This window comes from Vibrio aphrogenes, from assembly GCF_002157735.2.
Lineage (GTDB): Bacteria > Pseudomonadota > Gammaproteobacteria > Enterobacterales > Vibrionaceae > Vibrio > Vibrio aphrogenes.
In genome coordinates this window covers 1,917,399-1,930,468 of sequence record NZ_AP018689.1, presented here as the reverse complement: position 1 = coordinate 1,930,468, position 13,070 = coordinate 1,917,399, and the positions used below count along the sequence as shown (strand labels likewise).

At 41.6% G+C, this 13,070-nt stretch carries 13 protein-coding genes and 1 other RNA gene; 4 read left to right on the top strand and 10 right to left on the bottom strand.

The genetic code is table 11. From position 1 onward, the window contains the following. Window positions 1-43 precede the first annotated feature (43 nt). From VCA1004_RS08790 to zapA, 7 genes are all read right to left on the bottom strand, one after another. Window positions 44-889 (bottom strand): IS3 family transposase, encoded by an 846-nt coding sequence (locus VCA1004_RS08790; RefSeq protein ID WP_086982454.1) that lies wholly within the window; start codon window positions 887-889, stop codon window positions 44-46. Continuing rightward, entirely contained in the window at window positions 886-1,395 is a 510-nt protein-coding gene (locus VCA1004_RS08785) for a helix-turn-helix domain-containing protein (protein WP_086983021.1), read from the bottom strand. The genes VCA1004_RS08790 and VCA1004_RS08785 overlap by 4 nt, the downstream gene beginning before the upstream one ends. A gap of 78 nt (window positions 1,396-1,473) precedes the next feature. Next, the gene (serA, locus tag VCA1004_RS08780; protein WP_086983023.1) at window positions 1,474-2,703 is read right to left on the bottom strand and encodes a phosphoglycerate dehydrogenase; all 1,230 of its coding nucleotides are present in this window, start codon (window positions 2,701-2,703) and stop codon (window positions 1,474-1,476) included. Window positions 2,704-3,197: 494 nt separating this feature from the next. Next, a complete protein-coding gene (gene rpiA / locus VCA1004_RS08775; RefSeq protein ID WP_086983025.1) occupies window positions 3,198-3,854 on the bottom strand; it encodes a ribose-5-phosphate isomerase RpiA in 657 nt (218 codons plus the stop codon). Window positions 3,855-3,916: 62 nt separating this feature from the next. Continuing rightward, window positions 3,917-4,540 (bottom strand): 5-formyltetrahydrofolate cyclo-ligase, encoded by a 624-nt coding sequence (locus VCA1004_RS08770; RefSeq protein ID WP_086983027.1) that lies wholly within the window; start codon window positions 4,538-4,540, stop codon window positions 3,917-3,919. A 20-nt stretch (window positions 4,541-4,560) separates the two neighbouring features. Further along, window positions 4,561-4,746, bottom strand: a non-coding RNA gene (ssrS, locus tag VCA1004_RS08765) — 6S RNA. A gap of 27 nt (window positions 4,747-4,773) precedes the next feature. Beyond that, window positions 4,774-5,049: a cell division protein ZapA gene (zapA, locus tag VCA1004_RS08760; protein WP_086983030.1), complete on the bottom strand. Its 276-nt coding sequence runs from the start codon at window positions 5,047-5,049 to the stop codon at window positions 4,774-4,776. Between the two features lie 250 nt (window positions 5,050-5,299). Here zapA and VCA1004_RS08755 point away from each other — a divergent pair, with 250 nt between their 5' ends. From VCA1004_RS08755 to VCA1004_RS08745, 3 genes are read left to right on the top strand one after another with little or no spacing between them, the layout of a single operon-like run. Beyond that, window positions 5,300-5,869, top strand: coding sequence for a YecA/YgfB family protein (locus VCA1004_RS08755; protein ID WP_086983032.1), 570 nt, complete (start codon window positions 5,300-5,302; stop codon window positions 5,867-5,869). A 23-nt stretch (window positions 5,870-5,892) separates the two neighbouring features. Next, window positions 5,893-7,083, top strand: coding sequence for a 2-octaprenyl-6-methoxyphenyl hydroxylase (gene ubiH / locus VCA1004_RS08750; protein ID WP_086983034.1), 1,191 nt, complete (start codon window positions 5,893-5,895; stop codon window positions 7,081-7,083). 1 nt (window position 7,084) lies between these two features. After that, window positions 7,085-8,290, top strand: coding sequence for an FAD-dependent 2-octaprenylphenol hydroxylase (locus VCA1004_RS08745; protein ID WP_086983036.1), 1,206 nt, complete (start codon window positions 7,085-7,087; stop codon window positions 8,288-8,290). A gap of 78 nt (window positions 8,291-8,368) precedes the next feature. Here the strand turns inward: VCA1004_RS08745 and VCA1004_RS08740 are convergent, their stop codons facing one another. Both VCA1004_RS08740 and ygfZ read right to left on the bottom strand, forming a co-directional pair. After that, the gene (locus VCA1004_RS08740) at window positions 8,369-8,569 is read right to left on the bottom strand and encodes a DUF1107 domain-containing protein (RefSeq protein ID WP_086983038.1); all 201 of its coding nucleotides are present in this window, start codon (window positions 8,567-8,569) and stop codon (window positions 8,369-8,371) included. A gap of 544 nt (window positions 8,570-9,113) precedes the next feature. Next, the gene (ygfZ, locus tag VCA1004_RS08735; protein WP_086983040.1) at window positions 9,114-10,094 is read right to left on the bottom strand and encodes a tRNA-modifying protein YgfZ; all 981 of its coding nucleotides are present in this window, start codon (window positions 10,092-10,094) and stop codon (window positions 9,114-9,116) included. A gap of 174 nt (window positions 10,095-10,268) precedes the next feature. Here ygfZ and VCA1004_RS08730 point away from each other — a divergent pair, with 174 nt between their 5' ends. Next, complete coding sequence (locus tag VCA1004_RS08730; RefSeq protein WP_086983042.1) at window positions 10,269-10,529, top strand: FAD assembly factor SdhE; 261 nt, start codon at window positions 10,269-10,271, stop codon at window positions 10,527-10,529. 527 nt (window positions 10,530-11,056) lie between these two features. Here the strand turns inward: VCA1004_RS08730 and nadB are convergent. Then, window positions 11,057-12,688 (bottom strand): L-aspartate oxidase, encoded by a 1,632-nt coding sequence (gene nadB / locus VCA1004_RS08725; protein ID WP_086983044.1) that lies wholly within the window; start codon window positions 12,686-12,688, stop codon window positions 11,057-11,059. Between the last annotated feature and the right edge of the window lie 382 nt (window positions 12,689-13,070).

Sequence of the window (13,070 nt, the reverse complement as noted above, 5' to 3'; positions counted from 1 at the left end):
ACAGCGGCCATTTGAAGTGACCCCTTAAAGTTGGACATTTCTGTTATGCGGCTTCTAAGGCCTGATTTCGGTATTCTACCGGAGTTAGGCCTTTTAATTTCACCTTAATCCGATCGTTATTGTAATAATCAATATATTCATCAATGCATGCCATAAGTTGCTCAGCACTGTCAAAGTGGTAACCATGGTACATTTCTGTTTTTAAAAGTGCGAAGAAGTTTTCAGCCACAGCATTATCAAGACAGTTTCCTTTTCTCGACATACTCTGATTTATTCTTTTCTCTTTTAGCTTGTTACGATAATCACGGTGTTGGTATTGCCACCCTTGGTCACTATGTAAAGTTAACGAGGACGCTTGACTTAACTTACTCGTCGCTTTTTCTAGCATCTCGGTCACGAGATGTAATTTAGGTGAGGTCGCTACAGTATGACTAACGACTTCTTGATTAAATAAATCGATGATAGGAGATAAATAGACTTTTTCACCTGCCACTTTAAATTCCGTCACATCGGTCACCCATTTTTCATTTGGTTTCGTCGATTTAAAGTCTCGCTTCAGAATATTCGGGGCAATACGCCCAATCGCACCTTTATAAGAACGATATTTCTTCGGTCTTACGGTCGATTTTAGCCCTAGTTTTGCCATTAAGCGCTGAACCGTTTTATGATTTAAGTAGATGCCTTCTCTACGTAAAGCATAATGAATGCGTCGATAACCATATCGACCTTTATGCTTATGAAATATTCTTTCAATACTCGCTATCTCATTCGCGTAAGGCTCGGGAGTGCTCAACACTTGGCATTGGTAGTAATACACACTCTTGGGCAATCCAATGGATTGCAATAAATGCTGGATTTTGTGTTGGTGTTTTAGAGCTTGAACAGTCAACGCTTTTTCTTTGCTGCTTGACGTTTTAACTTGTCCAGCTCCTCTAACTTTTTTAGAACAGCATTCTCCGCTCTCAAATAAGCCAGTTCCTCTCTGAGTTCATCAAGTGACATGTCTTCATCAGGTTTAGTCGGACGCTTATTTGATTGAGTTTTCATAGATGGTCTGCCTTTAGGTCGGGAATGTAAGCCTTGGAATCCCGACTGATTATAAAGCTTTAACCAAACAGAAATAGTCCCGTTAGAAGAAAAATTGAATTCAGCACTCGCTTGGCTTATAGACCAGTTATTTTCCCACATTGATTTTAATACCGAGAATTTAAAACCTGCGGAATTTTCATAATCAAGAGGTAAAAATGAAGATGAACCATGGATCCTGTAAACAGAAGTCCAATAACGAATTTGGTTCGCAGGAATAGATAACTCTTTTGCAAGAGATGTCGATGATTCGCCATCAAGGCAACGCTGAGCAATGCACAGCTTTAATTCTCTGATGTACTTAGACATAAAATAACCCCCAATGTTGGTGTCCAACTATTGGGGGTCAGTTCACATTTAGCCGCTGTTTTTAGTTAATGATTTTAGTTAAAGCAGGATACGTGCACGAATAGTACCTGGTACTGCTTTCATTTTCTCTAAAGCTTCTTCAGAACGTTCCGCTTCGATATCAATCACAACATACCCCATCTCTGCATTGGTTTGTAAGTATTGCGCTGCAATGTTGATACCAGCCTCAGCAAAAATCGTGTTGATTTGAGTCAGTATGCCTGGGCGGTTTTCGTGGATATGCAATAAGCGTGATGCACCAATATGTTCGGGTAATGATACTTCTGGGAAGTTCACGCAAGATAAGGTTGAACCATTATCTGAATATTTTGCAAGTTTGCCCGCAACTTCAATTCCGATATTTTCTTGGGCTTCTTGAGTTGAGCCTCCAATGTGAGGGGTTAAAATCACATTATCAAATTTCATTAATGGTGATTCAAATGGGTCATTGTTGGTTTTGGGTTCTACTGGGAAAACATCAATCGCAGCACCACCTAAGTGGCCTGATTCTAAAGCTGAACAAAGAGCATCAATATCGACCACTGTACCACGGGCAGCATTAATGAAGATGGCTCCTGGTTTCATCTGAGCGAACTCTTCTGCACCCATCATATCTTTAGTACTTTGAGTTTCAGGAACATGTAGAGAGATAATGTCTGATTTATTTAACAATTCACTCATCGTTGCTACTTGAGTAGCATTTCCTAAAGACAACTTATTTTCAATATCGTAGTAGTAAACCTGCATTCCTAGGTTTTCTGCCAAGATACTTAATTGGGTTCCGATATGTCCATAACCGATGATGCCTAAGCGTTTTCCACGAGCTTCGTAAGAGGCATCGGCACTTTTTTTCCAAATACCACGGTGGGCAAGTGCATTTTTTTCAGGAATACCACGTAAGAGCAAGAGGATTTGCCCAAGCACTAATTCTGCGACACTTCGAGTGTTAGAGAATGGGGCATTAAAGACTGGGATCCCACGAGCTGCCGCAGCATGGAGGTCAACTTGGTTGGTTCCAATACAGAAACAGCCAACAGCAACGAGCTTTTCGGCGGCGTCAAAGACTTCTTGTGTAAGTTGAGTGCGAGAGCGTATCCCGATGAAGTGGACATCTTTGACTGCGGTTAATAAATCTTCTTCTGATAATGAACCTTTATGGTACTCAATATTGGTGTAACCCGCCGCTTGAAGTACTTCTACAGATGATGGATGAAGACCTTCTAGTAAGAGGATCTTGATTTTATCTTTGCCCAGAGAAACTTTAGCCATGTAATGTCGTCCTTAATTGAGAATAATAATTCTTGCGCACATTCATCACAGGCCTACCGCGAGTAGGTCGTTAACTCCTTGTGCGTAGATATTTGATTTAGCTCTCAATAAAATATCAAAAAAATGTGAGCTTGGGTAAGGTTTTTTTATACCCAAGCAATTCCAATATGCGAGTTTCAGCAAGAATAAAACAAGCTTTAAGCAAGGCAAATTGAACATGATCATAGCAATCTATCTCTGTTTCAATTTAACGCAGCATAAAGCTTGTTTTAACTTGCCCTTTGGGAGCTTCCTCCAAACCTTTATGCTGTGTCAGATTGGTTTGAAAGGTGCCTACATTCCTTCGCCAATCTTCCTTACCTAAAGGTTTGGATGATAGCTCTGAATTCTGCATATTGGAGTTACTTGGGTATACCAGTATAAAAAAACGGCACATATAAGCACCGTTTTGTTTTTGACTAATAAAAGAGAATTTTTGAATTTTTATTAGTGAATTATTCTTCTATCTTGGCACCTTGTGGTGTGCCAGTGATGACAATATCAGCACCACGGTGAGCAAATAGCCCAACGGTGACCACACCCGCGATGGCGTTGATTTTATCTTCTAATGCTTTTGGGTCGACAATGGATAGGTTATGTACGTCTAAGATGATATTGCCATTATCGGTTACAATCCCTTGACGGTATTCTGGTGTCCCGCCTAGTTTAACCAACTCGCGAGCGACATAAGAGCGAGCCATTGGGATGACTTCAACGGGAAGAGGGAATTTTCCTAGGACATCCACAGCTTTAGTATCATCAATAATACAAACAAAGGTTTTGGACATCGCAGCGACAATTTTTTCACGAGTTAGCGCGGCGCCACCACCTTTAATCATTGCCCCTTGTGGGTTGATTTCATCGGCACCGTCTACGTAGACATCTAGACCATCGACTTCGTTAGAATCAAAAACATGTATGCCGAGCTCTTTTAAACGTTCAGTAGAAGCGACTGAGCTAGAAACAGCCCCTTCAATCTGTCCTTTCATCGTGGCTAAGGCATCGATGAAGTGATTAACGGTTGAGCCGGTGCCCACACCCACAATACTATCTGGTTTAACGTATTTTAAAGCGGCCCAACCAGCGGCTTTTTTCATTTCATCTTGTGTCATGTGAACTCCTGAATTGGCTTGAGTAATCGATTGCTTAAGGATTGTTTCTAGATCGGGCAGGATTATAGCGACTTATCGTGCTTTTCCCAATGCCAAATCCGACTTGGTGTCACAAATATCGGTAATGGAATATCCCAGGGCTCGTAAGGCAATTGTTCGACTTGTTGGCAATCATGAGCTAAGCCGATAGGCATTGCCCCCTTACCATTTTCGAACCATGATTTAAGCGTGCGATCATAATAACCGCCTCCCATACCAAGACGTTGTCCATGGTGATCAAATGCGACAAGTGGGGTAAAAATGAGGTCGATATTCTTAATCGGACAAACTTGAGTTTGATCGAGAACTGGCTCAATAATACCGTATTTATTTTCGTAAACTGGGCTGTGTGGGGTGTAATGGAGAAATAGTAAGTGCCCGGAAGAGAAAGGGTGAAGAACGGGTAAAACGACTTGCTTACCTTGTTGCCATAGCCATTCAATGGTGGGTTGCGTATCAACTTCGCCATCATTAGAAAGGTAAATGGCAATGGTATTGGCATTATCAATATGAGTTAATTGTTTGATATTTTCGAGTAACGCCAATCCGGCCTGCTGTTGCTCAGTTGCTGATAGCGCTCCACGACGTTGACGGATGAGTTGTCGGATTTGTGTTCGTGTTGCGTTGAGCGGAATTGGATATTGCATGCTAATACCAATTGAAAAGGGAATACCCCAAAGTGCCGTTGAGAATTGATGGACCTATGAACCAGCGAGTTCAAGGCGGATCCGCAATGAGTGCCGCAGGCTTCTCGGTACATGCCGAGCTTGCACAATAGCCCTCTAATGCCAATCCTGGGTTGTTGCTTATCGGCTCAGGGACTTAAATCCTCTGACAAACACTCCAGGGTAAATACGGTTAACTTAAACGCAATTTACCATTATTTTTTGGTTAAAGCCTTATCCAAGCGTTGAGATAACATTTCTAAACGTTGAGTGACTTTTTGATTATCGCCAAGTTTACTTTCTAAGTCTTGTACTTCATAACAAGCGTTTAAAGCGGCAATAATCAGTAACTGTTCGATGTTGTGTACTTTAGTACGTTCAGTCATTTGGTTCAAGCGTCGGTTTAATTCATTAGCAGCAGCATGCAAGGCATCCTCTTGTCCTGGCGGACAATTCACGCGAGTGAGTTTTCCTAATATTTCGACTTCCACTGTGGCGTACTCTTCATGACTAAGGAAAGTTGCAATCTTATTCCTGATCTAAAATAAGATTACCCGACTGAGGGGAAACTATAGGCTAAATGGTGGTATAGATTCAAGTATTTCAAGCTAGTTAGCATTTAAATTGCTGAATGTTGACCAATTCGATTAGAAAGTGAGTTATTTACTCGTTAAGAATAGCGATCAGGCTTTTGGGGCTGATATACTCACAGCAAATGCACCAATACGAATGGAAAAAATAATGAGCGATTCAAGTCTACCTGATTATCATCAAGCGTTAGTTGAACTGACAACTGCGGCACTCTCTGTTACTCCTGCGGAGCTACAAGGATTAATTGCCGGGATGTTGAGCGGGGGAATGAAGCCAGATAATGATAACTGGAAAACCATTTTATTTGATTATACCAATGATGGTATGGGCTGGCCGGTAAACGCAGCAAATCTTGCTGAATCCATTTTTGCGTATGCGGTGAAAGAATTGAGTGGCACGAGTATGGAACTGACCATGCTGCTTCCTGAAGAAGATGAGTTATTAAATTATGCCGATGCCGTTTCTGATTGGGTTAATCACTTTATTTCAGGTATTGGATTAGCCGGTTCTCAGTTATCTAAGTTATCAGCTGAAACGAAAGAAGCACTCGCAGATTTAGAAGAAATTGCTAAATTAGGTATCGATGAAGAAGATGATTTGAACGAACAAGCTATTTTACTCGAGCAAGTGATTGAGCATGTGAAAGTGTGCGTTCTGACTATTCATTCCGATCTTGGGGCAAAACCATTAGACGCGGTGAAAAATAAAACCATTCATTAAGGATAAAGGGGTTAGGCGGTAATATGAAGTCTTATGATATTGCGATTGTTGGTGCAGGAATGGCAGGTGCCACTTTGGCGTTAGCGTTAAATCGTTTGTGTCAAACCCCTCTGAATATCGCTGTGATTGAAGCGTATCAAAACCACGATGATAAACGTCATCCTGGTTTTGATTCAAGAGCGATTGCCCTGTCTTTTGGTACGGCTAACATACTGAAAAAACTGAATCTTTGGCAACAATTCTTACCTTTTGTCACTTCCATCACGGATATTGAAATTTCAGACCGTAGTCACCTTGGTTTGGCAGATATTACCGCTCAGCATGAACAAGTTTCGGCATTGGGTTATGTCGTGGAGTTAGATAATGTTGGACGCATTTATCAACAAGCATTGAAAGCGTCGCCTAATGTAGATTATTTCTGTCCGGCAAAAGTCAATCATATCGAACGAACTCTTGAGCAAGTCCATATTGATTTATCTGATGGAACTCAGATTGAGTCCCGTTTATTAGTGGCAGCTGATGGCGCTCTTTCAGAAAGCTGCCAACAATTAAACATCCCATTAAAAGAAATCGATTTTGAACAAGTTGCCGTGATTGCCAATGTCTCCACGCAAATATTGCCACAAGGGCGTGCTTTTGAGCGTTTTACCCAATTTGGCCCGGTTGCCTTTTTACCAATGTCGGAAGGGCGAAGCTCAGTAGTCTGGTGTATGCCACAACAACGAGCTGACAGCATGATGGCTGCTGATCAGCAAACGGTGATCGAGGCTTTGCAGCATGACTTTGGTTGGCGATTAGGAAGAATAACCAAAGTAGGGAAGATGGCTTGTTACCCTTTGCTACTGCGCTATCGAGAAAACACAGTCTCTCATCGTTTTGTGGCAGTAGGGAATGCTGCTCAAACCTTACATCCGATTGCGGGACAAGGATTTAATTTGGGAATCCGAGATGTATTGAGCTTAGCAGAAGAAATCGCATTAACGCAGCAAACTTTGGGCGATGTGGGCGATTATTCTATGCTTTCTCGTTATCGTCAGCGCAGACAACAAGACCGTCAATACACTATGTCGTTAACATCGAGTCTTGTTCATTGTTTTTCTAATGAGCTTCCTGCGATGCGCGTTGGTCGCAATGTTGGATTGTTAGCCATTCAATATTTACCTTACCTCAAACAGCCCATTGTGAAACGCACAATGGGGTTAGTGGAGCGTTAATATGCAAAGTTTTGATATCACCATTGTTGGTGGTGGAATGGTAGGCTTGGCCTTGGCCGCTTCGTTTTCAGATAGCCATTTACGTATCGCGGTTATTGAAGGGCATCGTCCTGAGAGTCTTTTACAGGAGCTCCCTGATACTCGTGTATCGGCGTTGAGTCGAGCCAGCGAAAGGTTGCTTCGTAATATTCAAGCCTGGCAAGGTATCACAGAGCGTCGTTTTGCTCCTTACCAAGCAATGGAAGTTTGGGAGCAAGATAGCTTTGCTCGTTTAGCGTTTCATGCTGACGATTTGGCGCAATCAAATTTAGGTCATATTGTTGAAAATAGAGTGATTCAATTAGCCCTGCTTGAGCGAGTAAAGCAATTGCATAATGTGACGTTATTTATGCCAAACCGTTGTGACAAGATGATCATTGGTGAGAGTGAAGCATGGCTAACGTTAGATAATGGTGAGGGGTTATCGAGTAAATTAGTCGTTGGTGCAGATGGGGCCAATTCGTGGGTGAGACAGCAACAAGACATTCCTCTTACCCATTGGGATTATGGGCATCATGCGATTGTTGCAAATATTCGTACGACAGAGCCACATCAAGGTGTCGCGAGACAAGTATTTACTCCTCAAGGGCCAATCGCTTTACTACCGTTGTCTGAGCCGAATTTATGCTCATTAGTGTGGTCAACTGAGCCAAATCGAGCCTCTATGCTGATGCAATGTTCAGAGGCTCTATTTAACCAAACGTTGTCGAGTGAATTCGATACCCGACTTGGGTTATGTCAACTGGAAGGTGAGCGCAGTAGCTATCCTTTAAAAATGCGTTATGCCAGAAACTTTGTGACCAATCGAGTTGCTTTAGTCGGGGATGCGGCACATACCATTCATCCTTTAGCCGGCCAAGGTGTGAATTTAGGTTTTCTGGATGCTGCCAGTTTAGCCGAAGAAGTACTTTCTCTGTGGCAAAAGGGCGAAGATATTGGGCTGCAACGTAACCTACGGGGATATGAGCGTTGGCGGAAAGCCGAAGCGGCTAAAATGATCGCGGCGATGCAAGGTTTTAAAGATCTCTTTGAGGGAGATAATCCCGCGAAAAAACTAGTGCGTGGTCTTGGGATGCAATTTATTGGGCATTTGCCAGGCATGAAAGAAGAAATGATGAAGCGGGCATTAGGCATTACGGGAAAACTGCCTCAATTGGTAAAGGCATAACGTGTCTTTACTGGATGAGCGAGGAGCTAAAAGGTAGGTCGATGATCTACCTTTTTTATTCCGATTTATAGCGGACGGTTACACGCAGCGAATGCGGTTTATTTCTTGATTAATTTCTTTCACCATACGGTAATGCTGGGCTTGAGGTTGCGAGGGAATAATAACCTTGCCATTATCAAATTCAAACTTACCTACGCCATTAATATAAATACGTCCTTTAAAAAATCGGCTCACATGCTTGGCGACGGCCTTAGGTACATATTTATGGAACAATCTCATACTAACATCCTTAATAGTAACTTGGGCTCATTATACCGAGCTTTATGACATCGATTGTTAATTTTGTGTGTTTTTATGCAATAAATGACAAGTTGGTCAAACTTTTAATCTGTATTTTTTCTTTATTGCGATATTTTCATTTGATTGAGTAATGATTGAATAGTGCTTTATTTTAATGCTCTATGATTAAGATAAAAAAATACCCACACCTCAAAGTGTGGGCAAATAGTCACAGATGCATTATACAAAGTGGATAACGTTGATATGACCAACATTACACTTTACTCATCCAGCCAAGTCTCAAATGAAACCTTAAGCTAAGATGGGCAAAATCATCATACTGGAAAATACGCTAGATCAATAATTATTCATCAAATGTGATTAAAAATTCCCGCTTCGTGTTGTTATTATGTGATGTTGATCGCTGTTTTATGTGTAGTGTTTTACTTTTTGCAGATGTAATGTTTTATTTTTGCAGATAATGATGCATTAAATTCGCCCCACATCAATCTGAATAGGGGCGAGTGAAGCTTGGGGGAAAATCTTACTCTTCGAGTGAGTAAGGGAGTGGATCGAAGTGTAAGATGGTTTCAGGAAACGCCGTCAATCGAAATGCGGTGTCTGTTTCTAAATTATTCGGTAAAACGGCCAGGGCTAGCAAGGTATTATCATTAAAGTGATAATAGCAATTGATTTGACCTGCGCTACGCCAATTTTCACCTACTTGACGTTCTATGCTCAGATCTTCGGTTAATTGACTAGAAAGCGTGCCTTTTAAACGAAAGAGTGCTCGCTTATTAATGCCTCGATATTTGGCTCGTGCAATGGTTTCTTGTCCGGTGTAGCATCCTTTTGTAAATGAAATACCACCTAGCGCTTGTAGGTTCATGGCTTGTGGAATATGTTCCAATTGTTCATGTTGGTTAACTCGTGGCAACCCTTCCATGACATCGGCATAATCCCATAGCGCTTCATCTGATAAAATTGCGCCCTGACATTGGTCAAGTAATGTGGAGAGTTGCTCTGCATTCAGCATGATGAGCCAACGTTGGGCACTGATTTGTACCGCAGTCCCTAACTCAAATGAGATCACTTGGTTAATGCTGGTTGCCACAGTTTGTCCGGTCAGTTTTTCGATGGTTGAATTGGCCTGGCTGCCTAAAACCCCCAGAAAAATCTCATGACTTTTCTCAATCGTAACTTTAGAAAAAATAGCGTATTTTTTTATTTCAGAGAGTTCTTTTTCAATCGCAGATTGAGCTTGAAATAAAGCGTAACCACCACGGTGATGAAAAAGACGAAAAGCCGATAACATTTTTCCTTTGGCATCACAGTGTGCGCCTAAAGTTGATTGGTTATTCTCAAGAGAGACTACATCACAAGTCACTTGACCTTGAAGGTAGGATTTCTTGTCTTCACCATACAGAGTAATCGCTCCCCATGAGGGTAAGTGACATAACACCAACTCGGGCAATGTTTGGTTTGATGAGAGTGGGTAAGGGGGAAAATGTTCGCTCAAATTCATTCTAATGTCCTTGTGCAATATAAAAATGATGCATGGAAGTGCTTACATGGTAATGGTGGAATTGATTTTTGTCAGCATTTGTTATGATTGTTACTCAGTCTGTGATAACGATACTGGTTGCTCACCTCACCAACTGATAAACTCATTTCAGATAAATTATGAGATGGAATCAATATGTATACACCAGAAGAAAAAGCACGCATAAAATGGGCTTGTCGTCGTGGCATGCTAGAGCTTGATGTCGTTATCATGCCTTTCTTTGAGGAATGCTTTGACGATCTAAACGAACAAGAGCAGCAAGAATTTGTGTCTTTGCTTGAGTGTGATGATCCGGATTTATTTACTTGGATTATGGGTCATGGGCGCAGTGAGCATTTAGGTCACGCTAAACTTGTGGATCGCATCATTGCCCACAATCTCAGTAAAGTGCGTTAATCGTAACCCACGAATACAAGTCTTTTATTTTTATAGAAATCCTATCGTCCAACTTTGGTTTACTCTGCTTAGTAACCTAACTCTTTGGGCGATAGTTATTTCGCACTTCCCACTGACTCCTTCCTTATTATTGATAATTTTATCGTTATCTTGGTTCCGTTCGAGAAAAACTTCTCTAGGGCGTGAATATTCAGACATTAAGCCAACATATTTAGTGCTCAAAAAAGCAGATAGACACTGGCGTGAATTCGGGATTTTATTTCATTTTGAGAATGGGGAGTCTTGGTTTTTATTTCGTCATCAAATGCGCCCAGAGGACTATAAACGATTAAACTTGGTATTGGATCATGAGGTGCTGTCATGTTGTATTCAACAAAAATAAGCCCTCATCCCTTATAAAGAGAGCTTATTTATCCATTTATCTTTATTGACGACCGGCTTTAAATCGAGTGTCTATTGAAAGCGATAGATCCATTAAAATAGCGCGCGCTCTCCAAAAATAGCTGAAGCCGTTAAAATAGAAACCGTTAAAATAAAGGATGACTGGTTCGGAATTTTTCCGGTTCTAAAATAGTAGGGCCACTGTTTTCTAGTGGCTTGGGGTAATCTAAAGTGTAATGTAATCCACGGCTTTCTTTTCGCTCCATAGCGCAACGCACCATCAATTCAGCCACTTGTAACAAGTTTCTTAATTCTAATAAGTTATTTGAGACGCGAAAGTGGCTGTAGTATTCATGCGTTTCTTGTTGCAGTAACTGGATGCGTCGTAATGCTCGCTCTAAGCGTTTATTCGTACGAACGATCCCCATGTAATCCCACATAAACAGGCGTAATTCATGCCAATTATGTTGCAAGACCACTTCTTCATCTGAATTGGTGACTTGGCTCTCATCCCAATAAGGCAGAGTGGAAGGTAACGAAACATGTTCAATTTTAGACACAATATCTTGCGCGGCTGACCAAGCGTACACCACACATTCAAGTAATGAGTTAGAGGCTAAGCGATTGGCACCATGCAAACCAGTATAAGTGACTTCGCCTACCGCATAGAGGTTATTGAGGTCTGTTTGACCTTGATGATTGACCATGACGCCACCACAGGTGTAATGGGCGGCTGGTACGATCGGGATCGGTTCTGTGGTCATGTCGATACCAAGATCGAGTAACCGCATATTGATGGTAGGGAAATGTTTTTCTATGAACTCAGCCGGTTTATGGCTGATATCAAGATACATGCAGTCGGCCCCAAGGCGCTTCATTTCATAATCGATGGCTCGGGCGACAATATCGCGAGGTGCTAATTCGGCCCGCTCATCAAAGTCCGGCATAAAACGAGTGCCATCAGGGCGTTTCAAATAAGCCCCTTCACCGCGTAAGGCTTCCGTTAATAAAAAGTTTCGAGCTTCAGGGTGAAATAAACACGTGGGGTGAAATTGATTAAACTCTAGGTTAGCCACACGGCAGCCTGCGCGCCAAGCCATCGCTATTCCGTCGCCAGAAGAAACATCTGGATTGGAGGTGTATTGATACACTTTAGAGGCTCCGCCAGTGGCTAATACCACAAATTTAGCTCGGACGGATTCAACATGCTCTAAATTACGATTCCAAATATAGGCGCCAACCACTTTTTTGGCATCGCCACCAATACGGTCTTCTGTAATTAAATCTAAGGCGTTATAACGCTCTAGAAAATGAATATTAGGGTGGTTATTGACGTTATCTTGAAGGCTGGTTTGCATAGCCATGCCTGTCGCATCGGCAGCGTGTAAGATTCGGCGATGGCTATGACCACCTTCTCGAGTTAAATGATGACGCGGGTGGGCACTTTTATCATTTTCATCTAAATCAAAGGGTACCCCACCGTCAATTAGCCACTGTACGCATTCCTTGGCATTTTCTGTAATAAAGGTAACGGCTTCTTTTTCACAAATTCCCGCACCAGCAATTAAGGTGTCTTCGATATGAGATTCAACGCTATCTTCTTCATCAAAAACTGCGGCTATCCCACCTTGAGCATAATAGGTTGAGCCTTCATTACGAGGACCTTTGCTTAATACTATGACCTTACCATGAGGGGCGACGCGTAATGCTAAAGACAATCCTGCCGCTCCACTACCAATGACCAATACATCGCATTGATGTTCACTATTTGTGTTCATAAGTTTTATTCAGTTCCTAAGCAGGTATAGATGATAAAATCTATACGCATCCATGTGATTGACTCGTTGATTCACCGCCGACCATCAGGGGTGTGTAGTGTGTAATAAAAGAGTAATATGCATAAATATTAAACCGTCTTGCAAGTGCTGTTTGACTTTTCTATGAAAAAAATAACAAATTACGCTGACGATATCGGACACTTTTGTGGTTACAATAGAAAATCTTTTCATTAACCTGAACTTTTCCTATCACCACATGTCACAATGGTGGTCGGTGATACATCAATACTACAATATACCCAAATGATTGAGAAATGCCGCTTTTAGTAAGAATGATTTCTTATAACGATTAGGCTTAATGTCATTTTAAGTATAATAAAAA